The 13,248-nt window shown below is 52.3% G+C and carries 11 protein-coding genes; 2 read left to right on the top strand and 9 right to left on the bottom strand.

Going from position 1 to position 13,248, the window contains the following annotated elements:
* Positions 1 to 98: 98 nt before the first annotated feature.
* The gene (treR, locus tag MPHASIOC01_RS24445) at positions 99 to 1,064 is read right to left on the bottom strand and encodes a trehalose operon repressor TreR (RefSeq protein WP_064598355.1); all 966 of its coding nucleotides are present in this window, start codon (positions 1,062 to 1,064) and stop codon (positions 99 to 101) included.
* A 436-nt stretch (positions 1,065 to 1,500) separates the two neighbouring features.
* Between treR and mgtA the strand changes: the two genes are divergently transcribed.
* Positions 1,501 to 4,215, top strand: coding sequence for a magnesium-translocating P-type ATPase (gene mgtA, locus MPHASIOC01_RS24440; RefSeq protein WP_405027744.1), 2,715 nt, complete (start codon positions 1,501 to 1,503; stop codon positions 4,213 to 4,215).
* An 82-nt stretch (positions 4,216 to 4,297) separates the two neighbouring features.
* On the opposite strand, the gene ridA is transcribed toward mgtA, so the two are convergent.
* From ridA to arcA, 8 genes are all read right to left on the bottom strand, one after another.
* Positions 4,298 to 4,702: a 2-iminobutanoate/2-iminopropanoate deaminase gene (gene ridA / locus MPHASIOC01_RS24435; RefSeq protein WP_064598356.1), complete on the bottom strand. Its 405-nt coding sequence runs from the start codon at positions 4,700 to 4,702 to the stop codon at positions 4,298 to 4,300.
* A 133-nt stretch (positions 4,703 to 4,835) separates the two neighbouring features.
* Positions 4,836 to 5,297 (bottom strand): aspartate carbamoyltransferase regulatory subunit, encoded by a 462-nt coding sequence (gene pyrI / locus MPHASIOC01_RS24430; protein WP_064598357.1) that lies wholly within the window; start codon positions 5,295 to 5,297, stop codon positions 4,836 to 4,838.
* Between the two features lie 13 nt (positions 5,298 to 5,310).
* On the bottom strand, positions 5,311 to 6,246 hold the full coding sequence (gene pyrB / locus MPHASIOC01_RS24425) for an aspartate carbamoyltransferase (protein ID WP_064598359.1): 936 nt from the start codon (positions 6,244 to 6,246) through the stop codon (positions 5,311 to 5,313).
* A gap of 203 nt (positions 6,247 to 6,449) precedes the next feature.
* Positions 6,450 to 6,959: an arginine repressor gene (locus tag MPHASIOC01_RS24420; protein WP_064598361.1), complete on the bottom strand. Its 510-nt coding sequence runs from the start codon at positions 6,957 to 6,959 to the stop codon at positions 6,450 to 6,452.
* 118 nt (positions 6,960 to 7,077) lie between these two features.
* Complete coding sequence (arcD, locus tag MPHASIOC01_RS24415; protein WP_353613485.1) at positions 7,078 to 8,550, bottom strand: arginine-ornithine antiporter; 1,473 nt, start codon at positions 8,548 to 8,550, stop codon at positions 7,078 to 7,080.
* A gap of 68 nt (positions 8,551 to 8,618) precedes the next feature.
* Positions 8,619 to 9,623, bottom strand: coding sequence for an ornithine carbamoyltransferase (gene argF, locus MPHASIOC01_RS24410; protein WP_353613484.1), 1,005 nt, complete (start codon positions 9,621 to 9,623; stop codon positions 8,619 to 8,621).
* A gap of 81 nt (positions 9,624 to 9,704) precedes the next feature.
* Positions 9,705 to 10,622 carry a carbamate kinase gene (gene arcC / locus MPHASIOC01_RS24405; protein ID WP_064598369.1) on the bottom strand — a complete coding sequence of 306 codons (918 nt, stop codon included), beginning with the start codon at positions 10,620 to 10,622 and terminating at the stop codon, positions 9,705 to 9,707.
* A gap of 18 nt (positions 10,623 to 10,640) precedes the next feature.
* On the bottom strand, positions 10,641 to 11,861 hold the full coding sequence (arcA, locus tag MPHASIOC01_RS24400) for an arginine deiminase (protein WP_353613483.1): 1,221 nt from the start codon (positions 11,859 to 11,861) through the stop codon (positions 10,641 to 10,643).
* Between the two features lie 704 nt (positions 11,862 to 12,565).
* On the opposite strand from arcA, the gene MPHASIOC01_RS24395 reads away from it, so the two are divergent.
* Complete coding sequence (locus MPHASIOC01_RS24395) at positions 12,566 to 13,021, top strand: YhcH/YjgK/YiaL family protein (RefSeq protein WP_064598373.1); 456 nt, start codon at positions 12,566 to 12,568, stop codon at positions 13,019 to 13,021.
* Positions 13,022 to 13,248: the final 227 nt, after the last annotated feature.

Below are 13,248 nucleotides of genomic sequence, written 5' to 3'. Positions count from 1 at the left end.
GCAGGGTAGCTATTTTCGTGTTGGGTTAAAATGGGAACGTTCCCGAACCAGGGCAATGATCACAATAAATCGCCTTTTACCTGACGAGCAGCGGGGGATCAGCCTGTCGTTATTGGTGGAGCCAGCCGCGCGGTGATCACTATCTGGCGGGGCGACTGCTGGTGGTTGATCTGATCAATTAATTGCCTGGCAGCCTGCCGGCCCGCTTCGTTGTAACCCGGATCCACGGTGATAATTTCCGGGTGCAGAAAACGAACTAACGGCGTGTTGCCCACGCTGGCTAATTGCAGATGAGTAATATGCTGCTCCTGCAGATATTTACTGGCGCCAATTGCCAGCATATCGGTCGCGCAGACCAGTGCGGTAGTGGCTGGGGTTAACACACCAGCGATATAGTCATAGCCCTGTTGCATGCCAAGCCCGGGCAGGGCAGCGCAGGGAGGGATTTGGTAGTGCTCACAACTGTCCAGATAAGCCTGATGGCGGCGCAGACCCGTGGTGGTATCACTGTGGGGTGCGCCAAGAAAACTGATATGGCGGTGGCCTTGTTGGTAAAGCTGCTGCATCAAAAGTGCGATAGCGCCGTTATCGTCATAACACACTGAAGCAAGGCCTGGGGCATCACGCGCCAACAGAACCAGTGAATCACGCCAGCCTGCCAGCACGCTTTCATTAATTCCGGTAAAGCCAAACAACACAATGCCATCGATATGGCGCAACCGCATCACGCGCAGATGCTCTTCCACACGCTCTGGTGAAAACTGGCTTTCCAGCATAATGGGGTCGTAGCCTTGTTCATAAAACAATGGCAGCATGGTTTGAACGGCCAGGTTTTCTGACAGAGAATCCAGGCGGGTAACAATAATCGCCACCACTTTGTCGCTTTGCCCACGCATGGCCCTGGCGGAGCGTGAAGGGCTGAACCCTTGCTGGTGCATTACGGCCTCCACCCGCTCGCGGGTTTTCTCACTGACGCCGCTTTCATTATTCAACACCCGGGAAACTGTAGATTTGCCAACGCCACTGAGCCGGGCGATATCTTTGATTGTCAGGCGTTCTGGCATATCAGGGTAATCCTTCAGGTTGGTAGTGGCGTTGCCGCTATCATAACCCCTGACGCGTCAGATTTCCCTTGTTTGCCAGCAAGAAAAGATTAACCAACCCCTGGTTGAGCTACCGTTTACACAACAGGGAGTATTCTGTGCGCGCTAAACCTGAGCCAGGTGGCGTGGTGTTTCCACCAGATATACGCCAGACCTGTTTTTTTTCACCTTACCGGAGGACTCATGGACCCAGATCCAGCACCTCATTTAACCGAGAACTACCTCACCCGGTAAGGCACGCCTTTTTCCGCCGTTGCCTTACTGGAACATGTAATGCAGCGGCGTCTTCGTATGACGTCCCTGTTGTTTTTGTTTTCGCCACGCAACCCGGTGGGTATCTGCGTGGTGCTGTTCTGTGTGCCTGCCACTGGCTGTGAAGGCGCACGGAGGGATAGTTATGCATGTAAAAAAAATGACTCGTCGTCTCTTTTCTCAATTGATTCGCCGTTTACCCCACCGCCTGGTGGCACGCGACCCGTTACTGGACACCCGTTCAGCACACCAGGCTGGCACCATGCCACCCGGCCTTGCCGAACAGTGCCTGAAAGTGGCGCAAATGCCAGAAAGCGAACTCTGGCAGGCATTTAACAGTCACCCGGAAGGGCTGAATGCCGAGGCGGTGACCCAGGCTCGGGCGCAGTATGGCTTCAACCGTATCCCGGAAGAGGCTCCCACGCCATGGTGGGGCCATTTGTGGCTGTGTTATCGCAACCCTTTTAACCTGCTCCTGACCGTGCTGGCAATTATCTCGTATTCAACCGAAGACCTGTTTGCCACGGGCGTTATTCTGTTGATGGTGGCGATTTCTACCTTGCTGAACTTTGTGCAGGAGGCGCGATCCACCAAAGCCGCTGATGCACTGAAAGCCATGGTCAGCAACAAAGCAACGGTATTGCGCACGGTGGATGAACTGGGTACCACTCGCTGGTGCGAGATCCCCTGTGATCAACTGGTTCCTGGCGATATCGTCAAGTTATCTGCTGGTGACATGATCCCCGCAGACCTGCGGGTAGTGCAGGCACGGGATCTGTTTATCGCCCAGGCTTCACTGACCGGGGAATCCTTGCCGGTAGAAAAAGCGGCCCACAGCCGCCAGGCCGAACAACGCAACCCGTTGGAAAGCGACACGCTGTGTTTTATGGGCACCACTGTGGTGAGTGGCACCGCGCAGGCAATGGTCATTGCCACCGGGGGGAATACCTGGTTTGGGCAACTGGCAGGCCGGGTTACACAGCAGGAGAATGAACCTAACGCGTTCCAGAAAGGTATCAGCCGCGTCAGTATGTTGTTGATTCGTTTTATGCTGGTGATGGCACCGGTGGTGCTGCTGATTAACGGCTACACCAAAGGCGACTGGTGGGAAGCGGCACTGTTTGCGTTGTCTGTGGCTGTTGGGCTGACACCGGAAATGTTGCCCATGATTGTCACCTCCACACTGGCGCGTGGCGCAGTAAAACTGTCACGCCAGAAAGTGATTGTGAAGCACCTTGATGCCATTCAGAACTTCGGTGCCATGGATATTCTGTGCACGGATAAAACCGGTACTCTGACGCAGGACCGCATTATTCTGGAAACTCACACTGATACCGCCGGGGAAGTCAGTAACCGGGTTCTGCACCTTGCCTGGCTGAACAGCCATTACCAGACTGGCCTGAAAAACCTGCTGGATACCGCAGTGCTGGAACGGGTGGACGAGTTCCAGGCCCGGGCGAATGTTGAACACTGGCATAAAGTGGATGAGATCCCGTTTGATTTCGAACGCCGCCGCATGTCGGTAGTGGTGAGTGAAGCGCCGGATGCGCATTTGCTCATTTGCAAAGGGGCACTACAGGAAATGCTGGATGTGTGTACCCATGTGCGCCAGGGTGAAGAGATTGTGCCGCTCAGCGAGGCTCTGTTGGTGAGAATTCGCCAGGTGACGGATGATCTTAACCGCCAGGGGTTACGGGTGGTGGCTGTTGCCAGTAAGTTTCTGGTAGCCCGGGAAGGTGATTACAGCCGGGCTGATGAATCTGACTTGATCCTGGATGGCTATATCGCATTTTTGGACCCGCCGAAAGAGAGCACCGCACCGGCACTGAAAGCCCTGCATGCCAGCGGTATCACGGTCAAAATTCTGACTGGCGACAGCGAACTGGTGGCAGCGAAAGTGTGTCGCGAAGTGGGGCTGGATGCGGGCTCTGTCATCACGGGGAGCCGTATTGAAAACCTGGATGATATGGCACTGGCAGAACTGGCGCGCCATACTGTAGTCTTTGCCCGCCTGACGCCACTGCACAAAGAACGTATTGTGCGCCTGCTGCGCCATGGCGGCCATGTAGTGGGCTTTATGGGCGACGGTATTAATGACGCTCCAGCTTTACGTGCGGCAGATATCGGTATTTCTGTGGATGGTGCCGTGGATATTGCCCGTGAAGCCGCGGATATTATTCTGCTGGAAAAAAGCCTGATGGTGCTGGAAGCTGGTGTCATTGAAGGGCGGCGCACGTTTGCCAACATGCTCAAATACATCAAAATGACGGCCAGCTCTAACTTCGGTAATGTGTTCAGCGTACTGGTTGCCAGTGCTTTCCTGCCTTTTTTACCGATGTTGCCGCTGCACTTACTGATTCAGAACCTGCTGTACGATGTATCTCAGGTTGCGATTCCGTTCGATAACGTGGATGACGAGCAAATTCAGAAACCTCAGCGCTGGAACCCGGCAGATTTGGGGCGGTTTATGGTATTTTTTGGCCCAATCAGCTCCATATTTGATATTTTGACCTTCTGCCTGATGTGGTTTGTGTTCCACGCCAGTGTGCCGGAAGCACAAACTCTGTTCCAGTCGGGTTGGTTCGTGGAGGGGCTACTGTCACAAACGCTGATTGTGCATATGATTCGTACTCGCCGGGTGCCTTTCTTGCAAAGCCGAGCAGCGTGGCCACTGATGGCGATGACGTTGGTGGTAATGTGTATCGGGTTGTGGCTGCCATTCTCTCCGCTGGCTTCATACCTGCAATTGCAGGCGTTGCCGCTCAGCTACTTCCCGTGGTTGGTGGGGATCCTCGCCGGATATATGGCGCTGACACAACTGGTGAAAGGGGTTTTCACCCGCCGTTATGGCTGGCAGTAATAACGCGGTTTTGCCAGATAAACAAACGGCCTGCTCGCAGAGCAGGCCGTTTATTGTTGCGGTTCCGCTGTTTCGTAACCCGTTATGACTGGGAAAGGTGAGTACGCGGAATGGCAATTGCTTCAATTTCAATTTTAACGTCTTTCGGCAGGCGAGCCACTTCAACACAAGAGCGCGCAGGGAAAGCCGCATGGTGTTCAGTAAAAAACGCTTCGTATTCCGCGTTCACAGTGGCGAAATCGTTGAGGTCTTTGACAAACACAGTTGTTTTAACAATATCGCCAACTGCCAGCCCGGCCGCTTCCACAATGGCTTTCACATTATTCAGAGACTGGCGAGCCTGGGCGGTGATATCTTCCGGAACGGTACCGGTTTGCGGGTCTACCGGAATCTGGCCAGACGTCATAATCATGTTGCCCAAGTTCACACCCTGAACATAAGGGCCAATAGCGGCAGGGGCTTTATCGGTACTGATTTCGCGTGACATATTTACTCCTGTTAATTAACCAGCCGTAGAAAAGATGCCCACCATTATAGGGAGCATCCGGGTCAATTCCAGCATTGTCCGCCTGCACTCAGTTATTCAGATCTGAATCATCCAAAGCTCAGTCATTCAACGTTCAGTCATTCAGGACAACGTGGCGGGCAAACTCTTTCTCGCAGTACTTACACTTCAGGGTGACGGCGTCATCACGCACTTTCACGCTAAAACTGGAAGCGACAGGTTCATTGTGGCTGATACAGTTCGAGTTGGGGCACACCAGCACGTTATCCACACGCTCTGGCAGGCTGGGACGGCTCTTACCCACCACGCTGTAATCGTCAATCCGGTTGACGGTGGCGTGGGGCGCATACAGTGCCAGTTGGTTTACCTGCTCTTCAGTTAAAAACGTATTTTCGATTTTGATAAGGTCTTTGCGGCCCATTTCACCGGAAGGTAAATTCAGGCCGATAGTGATGCGCTGGTCGGTTTTGGTCAACTGGAACAAAGAGAGCAGTTTAAACCCGACCTGAGCCGGAATATGGTCGATAACAGTGCCGCATTTAATAGCTTCAACCTGCAGTTTTTTATCGTCAGTCATTATCTTGTCTCCCTTACAGTGCCAAATCTTCATTCAGAACCAGTGCCAGCAATGCCTGGCGGGCAAAAATGCCATTTCCCGCCTGCTGGAAATACCAGGCATGAGGGGTTTTATCAACATCGGTCGCGATTTCGTCAACACGCGGCAGTGGATGCAGCACTTTCATATTGCTACGGGCACCTTCCAGGTCACTGGCGCGCAGCACAAACTGGGCTTTCACATTAGCGTATTCAGAAGGGTCGAGGCGCTCTTTCTGCACGCGCGTCATATACAGAATGTCCACTTCTGCCATAACGGCGTCAATGCTGCTATGCAGGCTCCACGGAATGCCTTTTTCTTCCAGCATATCGAGAATATATTGCGGCATTGCCAGTGCAGACGGGGCGATAAAGTAAAACCGGTTACCGCTGAATTTCGCCAGCGCCTGAGTCAGCGAGTGAACAGTACGGCCATATTTCAGGTCGCCTACCATGGCGATATTCAGATTTTCCAGCCGACCTTGTGTTTCCTGAATGGTGAACAGATCCAGTAAGGTTTGAGTGGGATGCTGGTTGGAGCCATCACCGGCATTCAGTACCGGAACATGGCCGGAGAATTCAGTTGCCAGGCGTGATGCTCCTTCCTGCGGGTGGCGCATCACAATAGCGTCCACATAGGTACTGATTACCGAAATGGTATCTGCCAGCGTTTCGCCTTTTTTACCAAGCGAGGTATTGCTGCTGTCAGAGAAGCCAACCACCGCCGCGCCCAACCGGTGCATAGATGTTTCAAAGGAGAGGCGGGTACGGGTTGAGGCCTCGAAGAAACAACTGGCGATAACCTTGTGCTTTAACAACTCCGGTTGTGGGTGCGCTTTTAACTGTGCGGCTGTCGCCAGCACCAGCTCAAGCTCCTCCCGGTTAAGATCATTAATCGAAATGATGTGTTTTTTATAAAGCGGATTGGCCATGTTTCTCTCCTGTTAACGAAACGCGGGCAAAAAAAAGCCCCTCAACGAGGGGCTCTGGATCGGTGCAACGGGAAGACAGCACCTGTATTCAGGTGAGTACGCAAAACGTCTTGTGGAATTGGCGTAACCATGCATCCTCCCGGCAAATTGTGCGGCATTATACGCATCCTGAGTCCCTCATCAAGGCGTAAATGCACATTTTTTTATCGTACCGCAACCGGTTGCGATAAAACGGCGGTCAGACCAAAAGTTTGTACAATTTTATGGTGCAAATGGGGCGTTTTAGTGACATCCCGGGGCGCTACCCAGACAACACTGCTGCCTGCCACTACGCCTAAAACATCGGGGAGCGCGCGGTAATCAAGTATTTTCCCGACCGCACGCCCATAGCCTGCCACAGTATGGAGGATAACAAACTCGGCGTTGTGCTCTACGCTGATAACCATTTCACCAATGGCCCGCCCGGCACTGGGTTCAGGCTGTTCCTGCGGGTTGAGGCTGTAGATTTTCTCCCCCCGGGCATTACGAATTTTGATGACCCCAAGAATACGCAATAAACGTGAAATCGTGGACTGGCTGATGGCCTGAAAACCGTGGCGTTGCATGTCACGCCGTAACGCATCCTGGCACCCGTAGCTGTGGTTGATGATTAACCGCTGGCATAACGCCAACTGTTGCATCTCCTTTTCAGACGATGTAATCGGGGTTTTCATACTGCATCCTGTTATTCAAAAAAACTAAATATCGAGCTAACTGTTTAACATAACTGGATTATTTAAACCGCCGGGCCAGTCTTCCTTTGACAACTTCAGGTCAACTGGCCGAAAAAAATCAGGCTATGCTCAGTGAGCCCTGCAAAATAAGCAGTAGTGTCCAGGCGGCAGCCAGTACAATGGCAATCACCAGCCACCACTCGGCATTGTTGAACATAAGGCGCTTCTGGATGCGGCGTTGCCAGATATACACCAGTATACCTGGAGCAAAAAGCAGGGCGCTCAACAGCATAGAGTCACCTGCGGCATAACACAGCCAGAAGCCATACACCGTAGCGACGATACCCAGGGCAATCGCTCCGCCACGGCGTTCATTTTCCTGGTAACGCTCACCTGTCAGCGCCAGTTTTAATCCATAAGCCGCACTGAACAGATAGGGAGGTAAAATCGCGGCGGTGGCAATAGAGAACAGGGCCTGGTAACCCGCCTGGTAGAACAGTGTCAGCAACAGGAACACCTGAATCAGGCCGTTGGTTATCCAGAGTGAGAATGAAGGTGAATGGCGGCTATTCTCACGGGCAAATATTGCGGGAAAGATACCATCCTGTGCGGCTACGCGCGGGAGTTCCGCAGCAAACAAGGTCCAGGCGAGCAGTGCGCCGGCAACCGATAAAATCACCCCGCCAGCCACGAAACGTGCACCCCACGGGCCGACAACATGCTCCAGTACCCCAGCCATAGACGGGTTCTTCAACCCGGCCAGTGTGGCCTGGTCCAGAATCCCCATCGAAAGCACACTGACCAGCACATAAATAGCCAGCGCGCCCAGTAAGCCGGTGACTGTCGCTTTACCGATATCAGAACGCCGGGCAGCGCGGGCGGAAACCACTGTCGCGCCTTCAATACCGATGAATACCCAGGTGGTAACCAGCATGGTATTTTTGGTTTGGTCGAACAGGCTGCTGTGCGTGTTACTGGTTTGCATCACACGGCCCCAGAAATCAGCCGTAAAAATACCCATTCTGAATGCCAGCAAGGCGGCGATAATAAAAACAATCAACACCAGTACCTTGATAATGGTAAGCAGTGAATTGATCCATGCGGCTTCCCGCACACCACGCAACACCAGCGCGTGTACCAGCCACAGTACAATAGACGCACCAACCACAGAGATAAGGTTGTTGCCTTCCCCAAAGACAGGAATAAAAAAGCTCAGCGCGCTGAACAGCAACACGGCATAGGATACATTGCCGAGCCATGCGGAAAACCAGTAGCCCCAGGCGGCCTGGAAACCAATGAAATCGCCAAAACCGGCGCGGGCGTAACTGTAAATCCCGCCATCCAGCTCAGGGCAACGCGCGCTCAGGTTCTGGTAGATAAAAGCCAGGCACAGCATGCCAATGCCGGTAATAACCCAGCCAGCCAGCAGTGCGCCGGGCGACGCTACCGCCGCAAAGTTTTGCGGCAGGCTGAACACCCCACCGCCAATCATTGAACCGATAACCAGGGCAACCAGTGCACCCAGCCCCAACTTTTTCTCACCGTGCTCCGCTGTATGGGAATCGGTGTCGCTATGTGTAACGTCTGCCATCGTCGTTCTCCCGCTGCCCGAAGGCAGCCTGTGGATAATGCGGCAGGCTCTGCTGCCGCATGACTGTGTTATTCACCCAGGGTTGCCACCATGACGGCTTTAATGGTGTGCATGCGGTTTTCTGCTTCATCGAAAACGATAGAACGGGGGGATTCAAAAACGCTTTCGGTTACTTCCAGCCCTTTCAGGCCCCAGGTTTTCTCAATCTCTTTGCCAACCGTGGTTTCATCGTTATGGAATGCGGGCAGGCAGTGCATAAATTTCACCTGGGGGTTACCAGTGGCTTCCACAACAGCATCGTTGATCTGATAAGGTTTCATCAGCGCTACACGCTCTGCCCAGGCTTCTTTGGCTTCACCCATCGACACCCAAACATCGGTATAGAGGAAATCCACACCCGCCACGCCTTCCCGTACGTTGTCGGTCAGCATGATGCGTGCGCCAGTTTGTTTGGCGATGTCCTGGCACTGAGCAACCAGTTCAGGTTCCGGCCAGAATGCTTTAGGCGCCACCAGGCGGATATCCATGCCCATTTTCGCCGCACCCACCATCAGGGAGTTGCCCATGTTGTTACGGGCATCGCCCAGGTAAGCAAATGCGATGTCTTTCAGCGCACGACCTGGTGTGTGTTCCTGCATGGTCATCAGGTCAGCCAGAATTTGTGTGGGGTGGAATTCGTTGGTCAGACCGTTCCATACCGGGACGCCTGCGTATTGCCCCAGTTCTTCCACAATGGCCTGGCCGTAGCCACGGTATTCAATGCCGTCGTACATCCTCCCCAGCACGCGGGCAGTATCTTTCATGGACTCTTTATGGCCAATTTGTGACCCGGTCGGCCCAAGATAAGTGACCTGCGCACCCTGGTCGAATGCCCCCACTTCAAAAGCACAGCGGGTACGGGTGGAGGTTTTTTCGAAGATCAACGCAATATTTTTGCCAGCCAGCGTTTTCTTTTCTGTCCCGGCTTTTTTGGCGGCCTTCAAAGAAGCCGCCAACTCCAGCAGGTAGTGAATTTCAGCGGGCGTAAAATCGAGGAGTTTTAAAAAGCTTTTATTTTTCAGTGAAATAGTCATTATTATATCCTTTTTTGGATAACACTTTTCTACCCCGGCCTGGTGAGGGCAGGGATCAGGTGTGGCAGTAAAAAACGCGAATCAGTGGGCTGAGATACGTGTGCCTTTGTCGCCCGCCAGAATTGCCAGGCCATCTTCCAGAGCGCCAATGCCAGCAACCCCATGGCATTGCTCGACAAACTGGCAGCAGGCAGCCACTTTCGGACCCATAGAACCCGCATCAAAGGTCATCGTCTTGAGTTCAGCCGGGGTGACTTGGGCCAGTGGGCGCTGGTCTGGTTGCCCCCAGTTGAGATATACCCCGTCTGCGTCGGTCAGAATCAACAGCGCATCCGCTTCAATCTGGCGGGCCAGCAGTGCTGCGGAGAGGTCTTTATCAATCACCGCTTCAATGCCGTGATAGCCATCGCCTTTTTCAACCACCGGAACACCGCCGCCGCCGTTGCAAATGACCAGGTGGCCGCGCTGGATCAGGGCGCTGATGGCATCACTTTCCAGAATGCGTTGGGGTTGGGGTGACGGGACTACCCGGCGTGTCCACTCACCGTCCTGGCGGAAAACCCAGCCTTTCTCGGCAGCCAGTATTTCTGCCTGAGCACGGTCATATACCGGCCCGATATATTTGGTCGGGTTGCTGAATGCCGGATCACTGGCGCTGACTTCTACCTGGGTGAGCAACACACTGATTTCCTGGTCGGGCAGAACATTTTTCAGGGTTTGCTGCAACATATAACCAATCATGCCCTGGCTTTCTGCACCCAGGATATCCAGCGGATACGGGGCGACTTTGTCAAAGGCGCTATTTTGCAAAGCCAGCAGGCCAACCTGAGGGCCATTGCCGTGCACCAGTACCACCTGCCACTGGTGGGTGAGTTGGGCTATTGTCCGTGCTGCCAGTGCGATATTTTCGCGCTGAACAGACGCCTCAAGAGGCTGGCCGCGTTTAAGCAGTGCATTGCCGCCAAGGGCAACGACCAGTGTGGGTTTACGTTCCGTCATGTTCGTTGTTCTCCGTTCTCAAATGCCATCACGTTCCAGCGGGCAGCTCATGCAGCGTGCGCCTCCACGGCCGCGCCCCAGTTCATTACCGGGAATGGGCAGTACGGTAATGCCGGCTTTGTCATATTTTTCGTTGGTCCAGGTGTTGCGTTCATAGCCGACAACCACACCCGGGCGCAGTGTCAGTACGTTGTTGGCGTCATTCCATTGTTCGCGTTCTGCTTCAAAGGCATCGCCGCCAGTGGTTATCAGTTTCACCTGGTCAATATGCAGTGCCTGTTCCAGCGCATGCAGCAGGTTGGGAGCCTGCTGGCGTTTCAGGCCACCCCGGCCATCTGGCGTCAGTACCCAGCACTGTGCGTTCTGCCGCACCACTTCCGGGTAGACGGAGAAGGTGTCGATATCAATGTGGGTCATCACGGTATCCAGGTGCATACAGGAGCGGTGTTTGGGGAGTTCCAGCGCAATCACTTGATTAGCCTGGTTATGCTGGAATAGTGAAGTGGCGAGAAATTCCACCCCTTGCGGTGTGGTGCGTTCAGACATACCAATTAATACCGCGCCACGGCCAATAACCAGTACGTCTCCACCTTCCAGCGTGGCATGGTCATAATTGATATTTTCATCGCCGTAATATTTCACAAAATCACCAGCGGAAAATAATGGGTGCCAGCGGTAAATAGCACGCAAATTATTTGTTTCTCGCTGACGGGCTGTTTTTGCCATTGGGTTAATTGAAACACCATTATAAATCCAGCAGGATGTATCACGGGTGAATAAATGGTTAGGCAATGGCTTCATAATAAAATCGATGGCGCTATGAGTATCCGTTACCATATTTTTAATATGCCCGGGTATTTCACCATAAGTGACCCCGCCAGTGAGGCGGCGCGCCAGCTCGCGGTGCGGTAAATCAGCCAGCCATGCCCGTACATCGGAGGCAAATGCCGGCCCCAGGCGGTAGTCAGATATTTGGGTGCTGAGTAACCAGTCACGCGCCTGAGTGTTATCCAGTGTTTCACTCAGTAAATCAGTGAGTAGCAGCACTTCAACACCCTGTTCCCGCAGTGTGTTGGCGAAGATATCATGCTCTTCACCTGCCTTTTCCACTGACAGCACATCATCAAATAACAAGTCCTGGCAGTTCGATGGTGTCAGGCGTTGTAAGCTGAGGTTAGGGCGGTGAAGTAAGACGCTGCGTAATTGCCCTATTTCGGAACCGACATAATGTTTTTGCATATTTAATCCTCATTATCTTTTATTCCGGAAACCTGTTTTAAATAGCAGTTATCCACATCCTGTTAATGAGAAAACAGAAGATAATTGCCTTTGCTTCCGGCTTGATGGCATTGGTTTTAAATTGTTTTGCTGATGCTATTAAAAGCAGTTTGAAGTGGTGTTGCAATCCAAAAAACAAAACTGTTCGGTTTGTTTGATATGGCTCTTAAATAATGCAGATTGCATTAAGTTGAATCTGAATAAATAATCTTTAGTTGAGTTTTAATATTTATAGTTGTTATTGTTTTGTGAGAATATGCAGAATTGAAAATATTTTAACATATTGATTATTATGTGTTATTTTTGCTGGTGTGCATAAGTATGCAAAAAAACACAGTTTTGATTTTACTCGCTCCATTATGAGAGAAATAGTTAACCGTAAAACTGCATAAAATAGAGAAAAACAAAACTGTGAGTGTGAAGACTTTTTTTTAGTATGGCTATAAAAATCAACAGGATAGCGACTTTTTTATGCACTTATTTGCATAAGTAGTGCATAAAAAAGGGACATCTGCTGCATAAAAAATGCCTGGGCAATAACAAGTGATTTACATCAGCGGAGATAAACATGCGGTGGCTATCAAAGACAATAATTTGCGCTGGTATGGCAGTGCGATTCATCGTATAAATCAGAGAGTGAAACACGGTTTTAATAAGGAACTCCCATGATCATTGGTAACATCCATAATTTGCAGCCCTGGCTGCCAGATGCGTTACGCCAGGCCATTGAGTATGTAACAGCGCATGTCACTGACGAAACCCCCGCAGGTAAATATGAAATTGACGGCAACCGTCTATTTTATATGGTTTCTAATGATGTCACAGAACCCTTTGCCGACCGCAAAGCGGAATATCATGCCCGTTGCCTGGACATTCAAATTGTTCTGAATGGCAAGGAAGGGATGACGTTCAGTACGCATCCGGCAGGTAAACCAGACACTGACTGGCTGGCAGATAAAGATATTGCGTTCCTGGCCGCTGGCGTGGACGAGAAAACAGTTGTACTGAATGAAGGTGACTTTGTCGTATTCTGGCCGGGCACCGTGCATAAACCGCTGTGTGCTGCTGGTGAACCCGGCAAAGTCCGTAAGGTTGTTGTGAAGTTGCGGGTGAATGATTGAGCAGGACAGGGGACCGGGCCCCCTATGCCCGTTCACGGCTGTGAAGCTACATCACTGGAAGTGAACGGAACAGTCACCTCAGTAACAGTAATCTGTAAGTACTGAGCAAATTGCGCGCCGTGTCAGATGCACTGCTTTTTCTCACCCGCTGCGCCCGGCGCCCGCAGGGGGCACTGGCCCCCTGCACCCCCCTTTTGTGGCCGGCAAAATCGCCGCTTCGCGGACAT

The sequence above is a fragment of the Mangrovibacter phragmitis genome (assembly GCF_040429585.1).
GTDB lineage: Bacteria > Pseudomonadota > Gammaproteobacteria > Enterobacterales > Enterobacteriaceae > Mangrovibacter > Mangrovibacter phragmitis.
This window is presented reverse-complemented; position numbering and strand designations above follow the sequence as displayed.